At 55.8% G+C, this 17,335-nt stretch carries 14 protein-coding genes; 5 read left to right on the forward strand and 9 right to left on the reverse strand.

Annotated features, from left to right (window positions below; translation table 11 throughout):
- Positions 1 to 4: 4 nt before the first annotated feature.
- From wecA to trxA, 3 genes are all read right to left on the reverse strand, one after another.
- Positions 5 to 1,108, reverse strand: coding sequence for a UDP-N-acetylglucosamine--undecaprenyl-phosphate N-acetylglucosaminephosphotransferase (gene wecA / locus L370_RS15905; protein ID WP_023333824.1), 1,104 nt, complete (start codon positions 1,106 to 1,108; stop codon positions 5 to 7).
- Between the two features lie 241 nt (positions 1,109 to 1,349).
- The gene (gene rho, locus L370_RS15900) at positions 1,350 to 2,609 is read right to left on the reverse strand and encodes a transcription termination factor Rho (RefSeq protein ID WP_008501566.1); all 1,260 of its coding nucleotides are present in this window, start codon (positions 2,607 to 2,609) and stop codon (positions 1,350 to 1,352) included.
- A 345-nt stretch (positions 2,610 to 2,954) separates the two neighbouring features.
- Positions 2,955 to 3,284, reverse strand: coding sequence for a thioredoxin TrxA (gene trxA, locus L370_RS15895; RefSeq protein ID WP_006179218.1), 330 nt, complete (start codon positions 3,282 to 3,284; stop codon positions 2,955 to 2,957).
- Positions 3,285 to 3,428: 144 nt separating this feature from the next.
- Here trxA and rhlB point away from each other — a divergent pair, with 144 nt between their 5' ends.
- The gene (gene rhlB / locus L370_RS15890) at positions 3,429 to 4,697 is read left to right on the forward strand and encodes an ATP-dependent RNA helicase RhlB (RefSeq protein WP_023309646.1); all 1,269 of its coding nucleotides are present in this window, start codon (positions 3,429 to 3,431) and stop codon (positions 4,695 to 4,697) included.
- 7 nt (positions 4,698 to 4,704) lie between these two features.
- Complete coding sequence (gene gppA, locus L370_RS15885) at positions 4,705 to 6,189, forward strand: guanosine-5'-triphosphate,3'-diphosphate diphosphatase (RefSeq protein ID WP_032641430.1); 1,485 nt, start codon at positions 4,705 to 4,707, stop codon at positions 6,187 to 6,189.
- Between the two features lie 82 nt (positions 6,190 to 6,271).
- Here gppA and L370_RS15880 read toward each other — a convergent pair whose 3' ends face one another.
- Entirely contained in the window at positions 6,272 to 7,429 is a 1,158-nt protein-coding gene (locus L370_RS15880; protein ID WP_023332995.1) for a DDE-type integrase/transposase/recombinase, read from the reverse strand.
- A gap of 114 nt (positions 7,430 to 7,543) precedes the next feature.
- Positions 7,544 to 9,568, reverse strand: coding sequence for a DNA helicase Rep (rep, locus tag L370_RS15875; RefSeq protein ID WP_023333826.1), 2,025 nt, complete (start codon positions 9,566 to 9,568; stop codon positions 7,544 to 7,546).
- 112 nt (positions 9,569 to 9,680) lie between these two features.
- On the opposite strand from rep, the gene ppiC (L370_RS15870) reads away from it, so the two are divergent.
- Positions 9,681 to 9,962: a peptidylprolyl isomerase PpiC gene (gene ppiC / locus L370_RS15870; protein ID WP_023333827.1), complete on the forward strand. Its 282-nt coding sequence runs from the start codon at positions 9,681 to 9,683 to the stop codon at positions 9,960 to 9,962.
- A 50-nt stretch (positions 9,963 to 10,012) separates the two neighbouring features.
- Positions 10,013 to 10,294 carry a peptidylprolyl isomerase PpiC gene (gene ppiC, locus L370_RS15865; RefSeq protein ID WP_003017999.1) on the forward strand — a complete coding sequence of 94 codons (282 nt, stop codon included), beginning with the start codon at positions 10,013 to 10,015 and terminating at the stop codon, positions 10,292 to 10,294.
- Positions 10,295 to 10,380: 86 nt separating this feature from the next.
- Here ppiC (L370_RS15865) and ilvC read toward each other — a convergent pair whose 3' ends face one another.
- On the reverse strand, positions 10,381 to 11,856 hold the full coding sequence (ilvC, locus tag L370_RS15860; RefSeq protein ID WP_023333828.1) for a ketol-acid reductoisomerase: 1,476 nt from the start codon (positions 11,854 to 11,856) through the stop codon (positions 10,381 to 10,383).
- Positions 11,857 to 12,008: 152 nt separating this feature from the next.
- Here ilvC and ilvY point away from each other — a divergent pair, with 152 nt between their 5' ends.
- A complete protein-coding gene (ilvY, locus tag L370_RS15855; protein ID WP_023333829.1) occupies positions 12,009 to 12,899 on the forward strand; it encodes an HTH-type transcriptional activator IlvY in 891 nt (296 codons plus the stop codon).
- 45 nt (positions 12,900 to 12,944) lie between these two features.
- Here the strand turns inward: ilvY and ilvA are convergent, their stop codons facing one another.
- The 3 genes from ilvA to ilvE are packed head-to-tail and all read right to left on the reverse strand — an operon-like array spanning position 12,945 to position 17,332.
- The gene (gene ilvA / locus L370_RS15850) at positions 12,945 to 14,489 is read right to left on the reverse strand and encodes a threonine ammonia-lyase, biosynthetic (protein ID WP_155858068.1); all 1,545 of its coding nucleotides are present in this window, start codon (positions 14,487 to 14,489) and stop codon (positions 12,945 to 12,947) included.
- Positions 14,490 to 14,491: 2 nt separating this feature from the next.
- A complete protein-coding gene (gene ilvD / locus L370_RS15845; protein ID WP_023333831.1) occupies positions 14,492 to 16,342 on the reverse strand; it encodes a dihydroxy-acid dehydratase in 1,851 nt (616 codons plus the stop codon).
- 60 nt (positions 16,343 to 16,402) lie between these two features.
- A complete protein-coding gene (gene ilvE, locus L370_RS15840) occupies positions 16,403 to 17,332 on the reverse strand; it encodes a branched-chain-amino-acid transaminase (protein ID WP_023309654.1) in 930 nt (309 codons plus the stop codon).
- Positions 17,333 to 17,335 lie beyond the last annotated feature (3 nt).

Consider the following 17,335-nt stretch of genomic DNA (forward strand, 5'->3'; position numbering starts at 1 on the left):
GGTTTTACTTAGTTAATGTTGTATGTTTGCCACTGTTACGACGCATCCTGCGCTTAATACGTTTAATGAAGCGTGCTACCTTCCATGCGCGCTTAATGCAGTAGCCGTAGAGAGAAAAAGCTAGCAAGAACAATACCAACATAGCCCATTCAGGTACAAAATGTGTATATTCCGCCGTCACGCCAATCGCCGCTAGAATAGCAGCCGCCAGCGTAATAAGCACAAATGCCTGCCGGGAAGTGAATCCGGCTCGCATGATCAAATGATGAATGTGCTGACGGTCAGCAGAGAAAGGGCTCATCCCTTTACGCAGGCGGCGATACATAATCGCAACCATATCCATTAACGGGATAGCGATAATCCATAATGCCGTTACTGGGCTAATGGGGTGTACATCACCCTGAGTCGTTTCCAGCAAGATCCAAATGATAGTAAAGCCGATAAGCGTGCTACCCGCATCACCCATGAATACTTTATAGCGTCGGCCCAAGGCGCCGAGATTTAGCAGGATATAAGGCAGGATGGCCGCAATCATGGCAAAACACCACATAGCAAGGCTGTATTGCCCATCGAACCATAAAATGAAACCAATTGCGGCAAATGAGACGCAGGACAGGCCTCCCAGCAAACCATCAATACCGTCAACCATGTTGAACGCGTTAATCGCCACCCACACGGCAAAAAGCGTCAGGAAATAGCCGAACGGACCGAGTTCCATCTCCCAGGAGCCAAAAATATAGCCCAGGCTACTCAAGTGCAGCTTAGCGAACACCATCATAGCAATAGCCACAGCAGCCTGAACGAAGGCGCGGATTTTGACGCTGATATCATAACGATCGTCAAGAGCGCCAACTACCACAAGCACCGTCGCGCAGGTCAGGTACAGTCTGGCATGCGGAATATAGTAATCCGCGATGGCGAACGTGAAGCAGATCCCCGCGAAAACAGAGATGCCTCCGACCAAAGGGATCATGCCTTGATGACGCTTACGGAAGTTGGGTTTATCCACTAACCCCAGATATTTCGCCACCTTACGTGCCAGAAACAAAAAGCAGGTGGTAAACAAGAAAATACTGGTTAGTTCAGTAAACGTATCAAGTAGGTTCACAATGGATGTTCTCAACAAATGTTAGTCAAGGAAGTATAACCATCAAGACGCTGAGCCTGAAGTTATAAAGCAAACCTCTTTCAATTCCATTTGTTTATTATTCAAGCTATTAATGTTTTTACTGTGCGAATTATCTTATTGTCGCACTGACCAGTCAAAAATGGGAGTTGGTGGTACTAGCGTATAGTCCATAAAAGAAAAACGCCACGTCAAAACGTGGCGTTTGCTGGCTTTATTTGCGTTACGAGCGTTTCATCATGTCGAAGAAATCGTCGTTCGTTTTGGTCATCGCCAGTTTGTTAATGAGGAATTCCATTGCGTCGATTTCACCCATTGGATGAATGATTTTGCGCAGGATCCACATTTTCTGCAGCTCTTCCTGAGTGGTAAGCAGCTCTTCTTTACGGGTACCGGAACGGTTGTAGTCGATAGCCGGGAAGACGCGTTTTTCTGCGATTTTACGAGAAAGGTGCAGTTCCATGTTGCCTGTACCTTTAAACTCTTCGTAGATAACTTCGTCCATTTTGGAGCCGGTATCAATCAGCGCGGTCGCAATGATGGTCAGGCTGCCGCCCTCTTCCACGTTACGTGCCGCACCGAAGAAGCGCTTCGGACGATGCAGGGCGTTGGCATCCACACCACCGGTCAATACTTTACCGGAAGCTGGCACCACGGTGTTGTACGCACGCGCCAGACGGGTGATGGAGTCGAGCAGGATGATCACGTCTTTCTTGTGCTCAACCAGGCGTTTCGCCTTCTCGATAACCATTTCCGCAACCTGAACGTGGCGAGATGCTGGCTCGTCGAAGGTAGAAGCAACCACTTCACCTTTAACCAGACGCTGCATCTCGGTCACTTCTTCCGGACGTTCGTCAATCAGCAGCACCATCAGCACGCAGTCTGGGTGGTTATAAGCGATGCTCTGCGCAATGTTCTGCAGCAGCATGGTTTTACCCGCTTTCGGCGGTGCCACAATCAGACCACGCTGGCCACGGCCAATAGGTGATGCCAGATCCAGAACACGCGCGGTTAAGTCTTCGGTAGAACCGTTACCACGCTCCATGCGCAGGCGAGAGTTCGCGTGCAGCGGCGTTAAGTTCTCAAAGAGGATCTTGTTACGCGAGTTTTCTGGTTTGTCGAAGTTAACTTCATTGACTTTCAACAGCGCAAAGTAGCGTTCACCCTCTTTAGGAGGACGAATCTTACCTGAAATGGTGTCACCAGTGCGGAGGTTGAAACGGCGGATTTGGCTGGGGGATACGTAGATGTCGTCAGGGCCGGCGAGGTAGGAGCTGTCTGCAGAGCGGAGGAAACCAAATCCGTCTTGCAATATCTCCAGCACACCGTCGCCAAAGATATCTTCGCCACTCTTAGCGTGCTGCTTCAGGATGGCGAAAATGATGTCCTGCTTGCGCATACGAGCCTGGTTTTCCAGCCCCATATTTTCGCCGAGAGTGATCAGCTCAGAAACCGGCGTATTCTTTAATTCGGTAAGATTCATAATGGTGTGGGTTCTTAAACTCGGGGTGATTCTCGAACTTAATGTTGTGAATGGTATGGCAGGGTCATCCATGCCTGTTTAGCGGCCATCAACTCATGTCTGTTCGCTGTCTGGTCACAGGGAAAGAACGCAGAACTGAAACGACAAGACGGATTGAGTGACAAGCCCGGAATTTAGCCACTTCACGCACTGTTCATGTCAACAACGGGAAGTATCGGGTAAAACAAGATTCAAACAACAAGATATGTTTAAAACGAAGTCATAGCTAACTTAGCACGACTTCAGCCGGGCGTCCAGAGTTCCACATCATTTAGCCGGGAGCTCTGAACGCACAGCGGAGAAACCTTACGCCAGGTTAGCGTCCAGGAACTCTTTCAGTTGACCTTTGGACAGCGCGCCCACTTTGGTCGCTGCCACTTCGCCGTTTTTGAACAGCAGAAGGGTTGGGATGCCACGGATACCGTATTTTGGTGCGGTGCCCGGGTTCTGGTCGATGTTCAGCTTGGCAACGGTCAGTTTGCCCTGATATTCGTCGGCGATCTCATCCAGAATCGGGGCGATCATTTTGCAAGGACCACACCATTCAGCCCAGAAATCGACGAGGATCAGCCCGTCAGCTTTAAGTACGTCCGTGTCAAAACTGTCGTCAGTCAGGTGAATAATTTTATCGCTCATATATAACTCCACAGGAATAAGCCTGGTACGTTGGTTTTGTCTCCACCAACGACGTGTTGATGTCGCATTAACCAACTAAAGGTTGACTTTATTTCACCGGATACGCTTTCGTAAAGCAATAGTAAGCTGATATTCTACCACACTATGAGCAAAACACATTTAACTGAACAGAAGTTTTCCGACTTCGCGCTGCACCCGAAAGTGATTGAAGCCCTTGAAAATAAAGGGTTTCATAACTGCACGCCCATTCAGGCCCTCGCGCTGCCGCTGACGCTGGCCGGTCGCGATGTTGCCGGGCAGGCGCAAACCGGTACCGGCAAAACGATGGCGTTTTTAACGTCAACGTTTCATTATTTACTTTCTCACCCAGCGATTGCAGACCGCAAAGTTAACCAGCCGCGCGCGCTAATTATGGCCCCGACGCGAGAACTGGCGGTACAGATCCACGCAGACGCTGAACCCCTGGCGCAGTCTACTGGCCTGAAGCTTGGCCTGGCCTATGGTGGCGACGGCTACGATAAACAGCTGAAAGTGCTGGAAAGCGGTGTGGATATCCTGATCGGTACCACCGGCCGCCTTATCGACTACGCCAAACAGAACCACATTAACCTCGGCGCAATCCAGGTTGTGGTGCTCGATGAAGCTGATCGCATGTACGATCTGGGCTTCATTAAAGACATTCGCTGGCTGTTCCGCCGTATGCCTCCGGCCAATCAGCGTCTGAATATGCTGTTCTCTGCAACCCTCTCCTACCGCGTTCGCGAACTGGCGTTCGAACAGATGAACAACGCCGAATATGTAGAAGTGGAACCTGAGCAGAAAACGGGTCACCGCATTAAAGAAGAGCTCTTCTATCCTTCCAATGAAGAGAAAATGCGTCTGCTGCAAACGCTGATCGAAGAAGAGTGGCCAGATCGCGCCATTATCTTTGCGAACACCAAACACCGTTGTGAGGACATTTGGGGCCATCTGGCTGCCGATGGTCACCGTGTTGGCCTGTTGACCGGCGACGTAGCGCAGAAAAAACGCCTGCGTATTCTTGAAGAGTTTACCCGTGGCGATCTCGATATTCTGGTCGCAACCGACGTTGCTGCTCGTGGTCTGCACATTCCAGCCGTGACGCACGTCTTTAACTACGATCTGCCAGACGACTGCGAAGACTACGTACACCGTATCGGTCGTACCGGTCGTGCGGGCGCAAGCGGTCACTCGATTAGCCTTGCGTGCGAAGAGTATGCGCTGAATCTTCCAGCCATTGAGACGTATATCGGTCACTCTATTCCGCAGAGCAAATACAATCCGGAAGCGCTATTAAGCGAACTGCCGCCGCCTAAGCGTCTAACCCGCCCACGCTCCGGCAATGGTCCGCGTCGTTCAGGCGGCGCGCCGCGTAATCGTCGTCGTTCAGGTTAAAAAAAATATGCTCAGCTCCACCTCGCTTTATGCAGCAATCGATCTCGGTTCGAATAGTTTTCATATGCTGGTTGTGCGCGAGGTGGCGGGAAGCATACAAACGCTGACGCGTATTAAGCGCAAGGTCCGCCTCGCGGCGGGCCTGAGCAGTGACAATCACCTCTCACCTGAAGCCATGGAACGTGGCTGGCAGTGTCTGCGACTCTTTGCCGAGCGTCTGCAGGATATCCCGCATGCCCAAATCACCGTGGTCGCCACTGCGACGCTCCGTCTGGCAGTTAACGCCGTGGATTTTATTGCCAGAGCGCAGGAAATTCTCGGTTGTCCGGTTCAGGTTATCAGCGGTGAAGAAGAAGCTCGCCTGATTTATCAGGGTGTTGCACACACCACGGGGGGTGACGATCGCCGCCTGGTAGTGGATATCGGCGGTGCCAGTACCGAACTGGTGACCGGCACCGGCGCGCAGGCAACGTCGCTGTTCAGCCTGTCAATGGGCTGCGTGACCTGGCTTGAGCGCTACTTTACCGACCGCAACCTGGGGAAAGAGAACTTCGACGAGGCAGAAAACGCCGCGCGCGAGGTATTACGCCCGGTGATGGACGAGCTGCGCTATCACGGCTGGAAAGTCTGCGTGGGTGCCTCGGGTACCGTGCAGGCTCTGCAGGAAATCATGATGGCGCAGGGAATGGACGAGCGGATTACGCTTGCCAAACTTCAGCAGCTGAAACAGCGCGCCATTCAGTGCGGACGCCTGGAAGAGCTGGAAATTGAAGGCCTGACGCTGGAACGTGCGCTGGTCTTCCCGAGCGGGCTGGCCATTCTTATCGCCATTTTCACCGAATTGAACATCCAGTGTATGACCCTGGCCGGCGGCGCGCTGCGCGAAGGTCTGGTTTACGGGATGTTGCATCTGTCGGTCGATCAGGATATCCGCAGCCGTACTCTGCGCAACGTGCAGCGTCGTTTTCTGGTTGATATCGATCAGGCCGGACGCGTATCGCAGCTGGCGTCACGCTTCGCCGATCAGGTCGCTAACGTCTGGGATCTTGATCATCTGAGCCGGGATTTACTGCTGAGCGCCTGTGCGCTACATGAAGTGGGGCTGAGCATTGATTTTAAGCAGGCACCAACTCATGCAGCGTATCTGGTGCGAAACCTGGATTTACCGGGCTACACGCCAGCACAGAAAAAGCTGCTGGCAACGCTGCTTCTGAACCAGACGAATGCCGTTGATCTCTCCTCTTTGCATCAGCAAAACGCCGTACCGCCGCGCGTAGCCGAGCATCTGTGCCGCCTGCTGCGTCTGGCGATCCTGTTTGCCAGTCGCCGCCGCGATGATTTGCTGCCTGCCATTAATCTGGTGGCCGATGACGAGAAGCTTTCACTGACGCTGCCGGAGAACTGGATTGATCGTCACCCGTTAGGGGCCGAGATGATCGAGCAGGAGTGCCAGTGGCAGAGCTATGTGCACTGGGCGTTGGAAGTAAAATAAGAGCGTGAAAAATGCCGGGTGGCGCTGCTGTATGACCGGATACATAGGTGACAGATCAGACCGGGAACATAGGTAACACTTTTTAGTCTATCCGGAGCACACTCTGGGTTTTTCGGTCGTAGTACGCAAGCGTTATTCCGTTAAAGATGATGGCCTCAAGGCCATCATCTTGTTCTTCCAGCATGATGTACTCATCAGTCAGCGCTTCACTCAGGAACACCGTCCCCTTTTTCCCCATATAAAGTGTCCCCCGCGATTTCACCCTGTAGACCGTACCGCCTTCCGGATACGCGTATTCAGGAACACTGCCATCCCAGTGCCGGTTCGAGGGTTTCCACACCGTTCCGGGCGTTGCACCCGCCAGGGCTTCATGCGGCCTTTCGTGGTTAAACTCCTCCCGGTAGTCACTGAACCACCGCTGTTGTTCTTCCATCGTCATGAAGGTGTTGCCCTGTTTCACCGCACTTTTCAGGGAGCGGTGCATTCGCTCATGACGGCCGTTTTCTTCCGGATGACCCTTTCTGATACGCTCTGGCCTGATGCCCAGCTTGATTAGCCAGACGGCAAGACGACTTAGTCCGCCTATCCCTGTTCCCGCGAAGGGCTGCCCGTTATCGGTTCTGAGCACTTCCGGCAGACCGTACTCCAGGAACGCATCCGTCAGGCACTGTCTGACGAAGGGCTCGCTCTCCCGGTCGGTTCCCCGGCAGCTCAGAAGATACCGGCTGTGATTGTCGGTCAGGGTGAAGGGATGGCAGTACTCTCTGCTCAGCAGCCTGAACTTGCCTTTAAAATCAGCGCTCCAGACCTGATTGTTCTCACTGATGATGGTCAGGGGCTGGCGATTGCCCGGGGTTCGGCGTTTTCGCTTTTTATCCGGAACCAGGCCTTCACGCTTGAGGATATCGCCGATAGTGCTGGCAGCAGGGACGGTAAAATCGACGTGATGATTGAGCAGCCACATCCGCAGTTTTTTCGGCCCCCAGTCAGGGTGTTTTTGCCTCAGGGCCGTAAGCTGCCCGGCGATATCATCAGGAACCGTCCGGGAGTGGGAGTGCGGAGCACGCGACCGGTCAGAGAGAGATGACAGGTCAGAGGGGTCAAAACGCTGAAGCCATTTGTAACCGGTTTTTCGGCTGATGCCGAAGAGACGGCAGAGGGCTGAAAAAGAATCCGTACCTGCATGGCAGGCACGGATAAAATCAAGGCGTTGCATAGGTCGGGTCTCAGTCCAGGGCATAGCGAGTCTCCTCTTCTATGCCAGTTATAACTGTTACCCATGTATCCGGTCTAAAGTGTTACCCATGTTTCCGGTTCATACCCTGCGCTTACCCGGCCTACAAGCCCTTCGGACTTATCCTTTCTCTTTGGCTTTTGCCAGCATGGCGCGAATGTTTGCCACGTTAGCCTGTCCCTTATGCATCCGCTCTTCTGCGGTAATCACTTTACGCTCCTGTTCCCAGATCAGGTCATCCTGCGGCAGTTCCAGCAGGAAACGACTCGGCTCCGGGCGGACCAGTTCACCATACTGGCGGCGCTCTTTACACAGCGTGAACGTCAGCTCTTTCTGCGCACGGGTGATCCCCACGTAGGCCAGACGGCGCTCCTCGTCGACGTTGTCTTCATCAATGCTGCTCTGGTGCGGCAACAACCCCTCCTCCATGCCGACCAGATACACATACGGGAACTCCAGACCTTTTGACGCATGCAGCGTCATCAGCTGAACCTGATCGGCCTCTTCTTCGCTCTCGCCGCGCTCCATCATGTCGCGCAGGGTAAAGCGGGTGACCACCTGCGTCAGGGTCATCGGCTCGTCGATTTCAGAGCCCTCCAGCATTTCGGTCATCCAGCTGAAGAGCTGGTTAACGTTTTTCATGCGCATCTCAGCCGCTTTCGGGCTGGCTGAGGTTTCATACAGCCAGGACTCATAGTCGATGCCGTGAATGAGATCGCGCACTGCCGCCACCGGCTCGCGCTCCGCGAGACGCTGCACTTCGCCGAGCCAGTGGGTGAAGCGGGTTAACGAGTCATACCCGCGTCCGGTTAACGTCTGGCTCAGCCCCATGTCGAAGCTGGCGGTAAACATACTTTTGTTGCGGGTCATCGCCCACTCGCCAAGCTTTTGCAGCGTCGCCGGGCCAATCTCGCGTTTTGGCGTATTCACGATGCGCAGAAACGCGCTGTCATCATCCGGGTTAGTGAGCACGCGCAGATAGGCCAGCAGATCTTTGATTTCTGGTCGTGAGAAGAACGACGTGCCGCCCGAGATTTTGTACGGAATGCGGTTCTGCATCAGCATCTTTTCAAAGACGCGCGACTGGTGATTGCCGCGATAGAGGATCGCGTAATCCTTATATTCGGTTTTGTTGACGAAGTGGTGAGCGATGAGTTCGCCCGTCACGCGCTCCGCTTCATGATCTTCATTGTTGGCGCTGAGCACTTTCAGCTCCGTGCCGTAGCCCAGCTCGGAGAAGAGACGCTTCTCAAATACGTGCGGGTTATTGGCAATCAGGATGTTTGCCGCTTTCAGGATACGCCCGGAGGAGCGGTAGTTCTGCTCCAGCTTAATCACCTGCAGGGCGGGGAAATCTTTGCTCAGCAGCACCAGATTTTGTGGGCGTGCACCGCGCCAGGAGTAAATCGACTGGTCGTCGTCGCCTACCACGGTGAAACGCGCGCGCTGCCCCACCAGCAGCTTCACCAGTTCGTACTGGCTGGTGTTGGTATCCTGATATTCATCCACCAGCAGGTAGCGGATTTTATTCTGCCAGCGCTCGCGCACCTCTTCATTGCGCTGCAGCAGCAGCGTCGGCAGCAGGATCAGGTCGTCAAAATCCAGCACGTTGCACGCTTTCATATGCGCATCGTACAGACCGTAGCAGTGGGCGAAGATCCGATCCCGTTCGCCTTTGGCGATCGCCGCGGCCTGGGCCGGCGTCATTAGATCGTTTTTCCAGTTCGAGATCGTCGAGATCAGCTGCTGCAACAGCACCTTATCATCTTCGATCAGCCCCTCGGTGAGCTCTTTGAGCAGCGCCACCTGATCGGTGTCATCGAAGAGCGAGAAGTTGGACTTCATTCCCAGCGCCGCATACTCGCGTTTGATGATATCCAGCCCCAGCGTGTGGAAGGTGGAGATCATCAGGCCGCGCGCCTCTTTACGGCCCAGCGTCTGAGCGACACGCTCTTTCATCTCGCGCGCCGCTTTATTGGTAAAGGTGACCGCCGCAATGTGTCGCGCCTGATACCCGCAGTTGTGGATCAGATGGGCGATTTTGTTGGTGATCACGCGGGTTTTACCCGAACCGGCCCCTGCCAGCACCAGGCATGGTCCAGTAACGAATTCGACCGCTTGTTGTTGTCCAGGGTTTAAACGCATGGGAGTGTTGCTCAATCTTCGAACGGGGTGTGGATTGTAGCAGAAAGCCGGGCGCAGATTTACCGGCTAATGATAAAGTGGAGAAATCGCGTTTAACCCGTAGAGCAGAACCATGAAAAAGACCGCAGCAGCCCTGCATATTCTGGTAAAAGAAGAGAAACTGGCCCAGGAGATCCTGACCAAGCTGGCGCGCGGCATCAGCTTTGATCATCTGGCGAAGCGTTATTCTAAATGCCCATCCGGCCGCAATGGCGGGGATCTCGGCGAGTTTCAACAAGGTGCGATGGTCGGCCCGTTCGATCAGGCGGTCTTTAGCTGCCCCCTTCTGAAGCCCTACGGCCCGGTAAAAACCAAATTTGGCTACCATATCATTAAGGTGCTTTATCGCCGCTGACGCGTGGTATATTGCGCCCCGATTTATTTCAACCTATTCAAGGCAAGATCATGGCAAAAACAGCAGCAGCAGTGCACATCCTCGTTAAAGAAGAGAAACTGGCTTTAGATCTTCTGGAGCAGATTAAAAATGGAGCCGACTTCGGCAAGCTGGCTAAGAAGCACTCTATCTGCCCGTCAGGCAAACGCGGCGGCGATCTGGGTGAGTTCCGTCAGGGCCAGATGGTACCGGCGTTCGATAAAGTGGTGTTCTCCTGCCCGGTGCTGGAGCCAACCGGCCCGCTGCATACTCAGTTCGGGTATCACATTATTAAGGTACTGTATCGCAATTAAAAAAGCCGGGTGGCGGCTACGCCTTACCCGGCCTACATCTTACGGTTTTGTAGGTCGGGTAAGCGAAGCGCCACCCGACAAGGTTGTTAACCCGCTACCGCAATACGCTTCATATCGGTCATGTAGCCACGCAGTTTGTGACCCACTTTCTCGATCTGGTGGCTGCGAATCGCTTCGTTCACATCGCGCAGCTGCGCGTTATCCACGGCACCTTCCGCAATCGCTTTGCCCAGATCGCCCGTCTGCAGAGTGGTCATAAACTCTTTCAGCAGCGGTACGCAGGCGTAAGAGAACAGGTAGTTACCGTATTCTGCGGTATCAGAGATAACCACGTTCATTTCGTACAGACGCTTACGGGCGATGGTGTTGGCAATCAGCGGCAGCTCGTGCAGAGATTCGTAGTACGCAGACTCTTCGATGATGCCGGAATCCACCATGGTTTCGAACGCCAGCTCAACGCCTGCTTTCACCATCGCGATCATCAGTACGCCTTTATCGAAGTACTCCTGCTCGCCGATTTTACCTTCATACTGTGGTGCGGTTTCGAACGCGGTTTTACCGGTCTCTTCACGCCAGGTCAGCAGGTTTTTATCGTCGTTCGCCCAGTCCGCCATCATGCCGGAAGAGAATTCACCGGAGATGATGTCGTCCATGTGTTTCTGGAACAGCGGTGCCATGATGGTTTTCAGCTGTTCAGACAGCGCGTAAGCACGCAGTTTGGCCGGGTTGGACAGACGGTCCATCATCAGCGTAATACCGCCCTGCTTCAGCGCTTCGGTGATGGTTTCCCAGCCAAACTGAATCAGTTTTTCCGCGTAGGCCGGGTCGGTGCCTTCTTCCACCAGCTTGTCGAAGCACAGCAGAGAACCGGCCTGCAGCATGCCGCACAGAATGGTCTGCTCGCCCATCAGGTCAGATTTCACTTCCGCAACGAAGGACGATTCCAGAACGCCTGCACGGTGGCCGCCGGTCGCCGCTGCCCATGCTTTGGCAATCGCCATGCCTTCGCCTTTCGGATCGTTTTCCGGGTGAACCGCGATCAGGGTCGGCACGCCGAAGCCACGTTTGTACTCTTCACGCACTTCTGTACCCGGACACTTCGGTGCCACCATCACTACGGTGATGTCTTTACGGATCTGCTCGCCCACTTCAACGATGTTGAAGCCGTGGGAGTAACCCAGCGCGGCGCCGTCTTTCATCAGCGGCTGTACGGAACGCACAACGTCAGAGTGCTGCTTGTCTGGCGTCAGGTTAACCACCAGATCCGCCTGCGGGATCAGCTCTTCGTAGGTACCCACTTTGAAGCCGTTTTCGGTCGCTTTGCGCCAGGAAGCACGCTTCTCAGCAATCGCTTCTTTACGCAGGGCGTAGGAGATATCCAGACCGGAGTCACGCATGTTCAGGCCCTGGTTCAGACCCTGTGCGCCACAGCCGACGATGACCACTTTTTTACCCTGAAGGTAGCTCGCACCATCGGCAAATTCGTCGCGCGCCATGAAGCGGCATTTGCCCAGCTGCGCCAGCTGCTGGCGCAAGTTCAGTGTATTAAAGTAGTTAGCCATGGGTGATACCTCGTGATGTTGTGTGTCTTATTGTTCGGTTCGCGTTTCAGCGAGAATGTACCCACATTACAACAGGAAATTTATTGCGGAAATTGATATATTCACAACGTCATGTTGCAATTTTTGCAATATAAAAAGAGGGAGTGGAATCGGTGGATTTACGCGATCTAAAAATGTTCCTGCACCTGGCGGAAAGCCGCCATTTTGGCCGCAGCGCCCGGGCGATGCACGTTAGCCCCTCCACGCTTTCACGCCAGATCCAGCGCCTTGAGGAAGACCTCGGCCAGCCGCTGTTCGTGCGCGATAACCGCACCGTCACCCTCACGGAAGCGGGTGAAGAGCTGCGCATTTTTGCCCAGCAGACGCTGTTGCAGTACCAGCAGCTGCGGCACTCGATTGACCAGCAGGGGCCGTCACTTTCCGGCGAACTGCATATTTTCTGCTCCGTGACCGCCGCCTATAGCCATCTGCCGCCCATTCTCGACCGCTTCCGCGCGGCGCATCCGTCGGTTGAAATTAAGCTCACCACCGGCGATGCCTCCGACGCAATGGAAAAAGTGGTGACGGGCGAAGCGGATCTCGCCATTGCCGGGAAACCTGAAACCCTGCCGGGCGCGGTGGCATTCTCAATGCTGGAGAATCTTGCTGTGGTGCTGATTGCCCCGGCGCTGCCCTGCCCGGTGCGTAACCAGGTGTCGGTGGAAAAGCCGGACTGGTCCACGGTGCCGTTTATCATGGCCGATCAGGGGCCGGTGCGCCGCCGCATTGAGCTGTGGTTCCGCCGTCAGAAAATCAGCAACCCGTCGATTTACGCCACGGTCAGCGGCCATGAGGCGATGGTGTCGATGGTAGCGCTGGGCTGCGGCGTGGCACTGCTGCCGGAAGTGGTGCTGGAGAACAGCCCGGAGCCGGTGCGCAATCGCGTGATGATTCTGGAGCGCAGCGACGAGAAGACGCCGTTTGAGCTTGGCGTGTGCGCACAAAAAAAGCGGCTGCATGAGCCGCTTATTGATGCGTTCTGGACGATATTGCCGAACCACTAAAGCCGGGTGGCGCTGCGCTTACCCGGCCTACACGCAGCTCAACCCTTAGCCCGCAAGGAAGAACCTGAACGCCGGGTTATGAGTTTCGTCGTGACACTCATAGCCCAGCTCGTTCAGCCGCGTTTCGAAATCGGGCTCGTGCTCGCCCAGTTCGAACGCCGCCAGCACGCGGCCGTAGTCGGTGCCGTGGCTGCGGTAGTGGAACAGAGAGATGTTCCAGTGCGTGCCCAGCGTGTGCAGGAACTTGAGCAGCGCGCCCGGCGATTCCGGGAACTCGAAGCTGAACAGACGTTCCCTGAGCGGCTTCGATGGACGCCCGCCGACCATGTAGCGCACGTGCAGCTTCGCCATCTCATCGTCAGAGAGATCGACCACGCTGTAGCCGCCCTCATGCAGCAGGTTGAGGATCTCTTTGCGCTCCTCCACGCCGCGGCTCAGACGCACGCCGACAAAAATGCAGGCGTCTTTGGCATCGGCAAAACGGTAGTTAAATTCCGTCACCGAACGACCGCCCAGCAGCTGACAGAACTTCAGGAAGCTGCCCTTCTCTTCCGGAATGGTCACCGCCAGCAGCGCTTCCCGCTGTTCCCCCAGCTCGCAGCGCTCGGAAACGTAGCGCAGACCGTGGAAATTCACGTTGGCACCAGACAGCACGTGCGCCAGACGCTCGCCGCGAATGTTGTGCTGCGCGACGTATTTTTTCATCCCCGCCAGCGCCAGCGCGCCGGAAGGTTCCGCCACCGCGCGTACATCCTCGAAGAGATCTTTCATCGCCGCGCAGATAGCATCGCTATCAACCGTGACGATATCGTCGAGATACTCCTGGCACAGGCGGAAGGTTTCATCTCCAATGCGCTTCACCGCCACGCCCTCGGCAAACAGCCCGACGCGCGGCAGGTCTACCGGATGACCCGCATCCAGCGCCGCCTTCAGGCAGGCAGAGTCTTCCGCCTCAACGGCGATGACTTTGATCTGCGGCATCAGCTGTTTGATCAGCACCGCCACGCCCGCGGCTAAGCCACCGCCGCCAACGGGAACGAAAACGCGGTCGAGATGGGCATCCTGCTGCAGCAGTTCAAGCGCCAGCGTGCCCTGCCCGGCAATCACCATCGGATGATCAAACGGCGGCACCCAGGTGAAACCCTGCTGCTGCGCCAGCTCGATCGCTTTGGCTTTGGCTTCGTCGAAGTTAGCCCCGTGGAGCAGCACTTCGCCGCCGAAACCGCGCACCGCGTCGACTTTGATGTCTGCGGTAGCGACCGGCATCACGATCAGTGCCTTCAGTCCCAGACGGGCAGACGAGAACGCCACGCCTTGCGCATGGTTACCTGCCGAGGCGGTAATCACGCCGCGCGCTTTTTGCTCATCGGTCAGCCCGGCCATCATCGCGTAGGCGCCGCGTAGCTTAAAGCTGTGCACCGGCTGACGGTCTTCGCGCTTCACCAGGATTACGTTGTCGAGGCGCGAAGAGAGTTTTTCCATTTTCTGCAGGGGCGTAACCTGCACGGCTTCATAGACCGGGGCACGCAGCACCGCTCTCAGGTATTCCGCCCCCTCAGGGGCGGCGGATAAGGGTTGTGACTCGGCCATCATTAGCCCCCAAGTTTAGATTTATCGCGCACCGCGCCTTTATCTGCACTGGTGGCAAGGCTCGCGTAGGCGCGCAGGGCGAAGGAGACTTCACGCTGGCGGTCTTTCGGCGTCCAGGCTTTGTCACCGCGGGCTTCCTGCGCTTCACGACGGGCCGCAATTTCCTGGTCGCTCAGCTTGAGCTGAATGCCGCGATTCGGAATGTCGATTTCGATCAGGTCGCCGTCTTCGATGATGGCGATATTGCCGCCGCTTGCCGCTTCCGGGGAAACGTGGCCGATAGAGAGGCCGGAGGTGCCGCCGGAGAAACGCCCGTCGGTGATCAGCGCACACGCCTTACCGAGTCCCATGGATTTCAGGAAGGTGGTTGGGTAGAGCATCTCCTGCATGCCGGGACCGCCTTTCGGCCCTTCGTAGCGAATGACAACCACGTCGCCTTCCACCACTTTGCCGCCGAGAATTGCCTCTACCGCTTCATCCTGGCTTTCGTACACTTTCGCCGGACCGGTGAATTTCAGGATGCTGTCGTCCACGCCTGCGGTTTTCACGATGCAGCCGTTTTCCGCAAAGTTACCGTACAGCACGGCCAGACCGCCGTCTTTGCTGTAGGCGTGTTCCAGCGAGCGGATGCAGCCTTCGGCGCGGTCATCGTCCAGGGTATCCCAGCGACAATCCTGCGAGAATGCCTGGGTGGTGCGAATACCCGCTGGACCGGCGCGGAACATTTTTTTCACCGCGTCGTCTTTGGTCAGCATGACGTCGTACTGGTCCAGCGACTCAGGCAGCGTCAGGCCAAGCACGTTTTTCACGTCACGGTTCAGCAGCCCGGCGCGATCCAGCTCGCCCAGAATGCCCAGCACGCCGCCCGCGCGGTGTACGTCTTCCATATGGTACTTCTGGGTGCTCGGCGCGACTTTACACAGCTGCGGGACTTTGCGGGACAGCTTGTCGATATCGCTCATGGTGAAGTCGATTTCGGCTTCCTGTGCGGCGGCCAGCAGGTGCAGAACGGTGTTAGTGGAGCCGCCCATGGCGATATCCAGCGTCATCGCGTTTTCGAACGCAGCTTTGCTGGCAATGTTGCGCGGCAGCGCGCTGGCGTCGTCCTGCTCGTAGTAGCGTTTGGTCAGCTCAACGATGCGCTTACCGGCGTTGAGGAACAGCTGCTTACGGTCGGCGTGGGTCGCCAGCAGCGAGCCGTTACCCGGCTGAGAAAGACCCAGCGCTTCGGTCAGGCAGTTCATGGAGTTGGCGGTGAACATACCGGAACAGGAGCCGCAGGTCGGACACGCGGAGCGTTCCACCTGATCGCTCTGCTCGTCAGAGACTTTCGGGTCCGCGCCCTGGATCATCGCATCGACCAGGTCGAGCTTGATGATTTTGTCGGAGAGCTTGGTTTTCCCCGCTTCCATTGGACCACCGGAGACGAAGATCACCGGAATGTTCAGGCGCAGGGAGGCCATCAGCATCCCCGGGGTGATTTTGTCGCAGTTGGAGATGCAGACCATCGCATCGGCGCAGTGGGCATTAACCATGTACTCAACCGAGTCGGCGATCAGCTCGCGCGACGGCAGTGAATAGAGCATGCCCCCGTGACCCATCGCGATACCGTCATCCACCGCAATGGTGTTGAACTCTTTCGCCACGCCGCCAGAGGCTTCGATTTGCTCGGCAACTAGCTTACCGAGATCGCGCAGGTGCACGTGGCCCGGTACAAACTGGGTGAAGGAGTTCACCACGGCGATAATCGGCTTGCCGAAATCGGCGTCGGTCATTCCGGTGGCGCGCCACAGCGCGCGGGCTCCCGCCATGTTACGGCCGTGGGTGGTGGTGGCTGAACGATACTTAGGCATGCTTTATTGACTCCCGTCTGACTATTTAATGGGACGGTGCGTGCCGTCCCAAATTTATGCTTAGTGATTAACCTGATCCAACCAGCCGTATTTATCTTCTGTTTCGCCGGTGAAGAGGCCAAAGAAGGCTTGCTGAATGCGTTTGGTGACCGGACCGCAGCGGCCTTCGCCCACCTGAATGCCGTCTACGCTGCGTACCGGCGTAATTTCAGCCGCGGTACCGGACATGAACACTTCATCGGCCAGATACAGGGATTCACGGGACAGCACCTGCTCGCGCACTTCGATACCCAGATCTTTCGCCAGCTTGATGATGGCGTCACGGGTAATTCCCGGCAGCGCGGACGAGGTGAACGGCGGCGTGAAGAGGATGCCGTCTTTCACTTCAAACAGGTTTTCGCCCGCACCTTCAGAGATGTAGCCATTCACGTCCAGGGCGATACCTTCCTGATAGCCGTGACGGCGCGCTTCGCTACCGACCAGTAGTGAAGAGAGGTAGTTACCGCCTGCTTTCGCGGCTGTCGGGATGGTGTTTGGCGCCACGCGATTCCAGGAAGAGACCATTGCGTCGATCCCCTGCTCCAGGGCTTCAGCACCCAAATAAGCACCCCACGGGAACGCGGCAATGATCACATCGGTGGTATAGCCAGCAGGCGGGTTCACGCCCATACCGACGTCGCCCACGAACACCAGCGGACGGATATAGGCGCTGGTCAGGTTGTTTTTACGGATCACGTCGCGGCAGGCTTCCATCAGCTCGTCGACGCTTTGAGAAACCGGGAAACGATAAATTTTGGCTGAGTCATGCAGACGCTGCATGTGTTCGCGATGGCGGAACACCACTGGCCCTTTGTGAGAATCGTAGCAGCGGATGCCTTCAAATACGGAGGTACCGTAGTGCAGCGCGTGGGACATCACGTGGACCTTCGCGTCCTCCCAGCGAACCATCTCACCGTTGAACCAAATGTAATCAGCTTTTTTTGTCGTCATTTT

The organism is Enterobacter sp. MGH 24, from assembly GCF_000493015.1.
Lineage (GTDB): Bacteria > Pseudomonadota > Gammaproteobacteria > Enterobacterales > Enterobacteriaceae > Enterobacter.